The 440-nt window shown below is 66.6% G+C and carries 2 pseudogenes; both read right to left on the reverse strand.

What is annotated here, in order from left to right:
* Positions 1–149: 149 nt before the first annotated feature.
* Positions 150–293, reverse strand: a pseudogene (locus P3L18_RS28385) (HNH endonuclease); the annotation flags it as partial.
* A pseudogene (locus tag P3L18_RS28390) lies at positions 293–440 on the reverse strand (IS3 family transposase); the annotation flags it as partial. The pseudogenes P3L18_RS28390 and P3L18_RS28385, both read right to left, overlap by 1 nt.

Raw genomic sequence — 440 nt, forward strand, 5'->3', positions numbered from 1 at the left:
CGGAACCGTGGCGGCGGTGGAAACAACTGAAAGCGACCGCCACCTTCCACACCTTTACCGGCGAGGTCGCCGCCCCCAAATATCCGGCACTCGCCGAGGCGATGGCGTCCGGTGCGGCCGGCTCGTCGCATGCGGCGGTGGTGATCGTGTTCGGGTGTCCGCGGATCCGGCGACCCGTCGGGCTGGGGCTTGGGCGCCGACAAGGTTTCCATCAGAGTTCTGGTTTTCTCCCCGGCGACGATGTCGAGGTTCGCCGAGATCTCCAACCGGCCGTCGTCGGTGATGCGGTCGCTGGGAACCGGGGCGCTTTGTCATCGCGGCGGGTGGTAACGGTGCGGTGAGAACCCCGGACTGCTCCGGAGATCCCGCAGATCCCCATCAGCCTGGCCGACCTGATCGCGACCCATGGGGTGTCCTGCTCGCCACATCTGATGATGCAT

The organism is Gordonia sp. N1V, from assembly GCF_029269935.1.
Taxonomy (GTDB): Bacteria; Actinomycetota; Actinomycetes; order Mycobacteriales; family Mycobacteriaceae; genus Gordonia; species Gordonia polyisoprenivorans.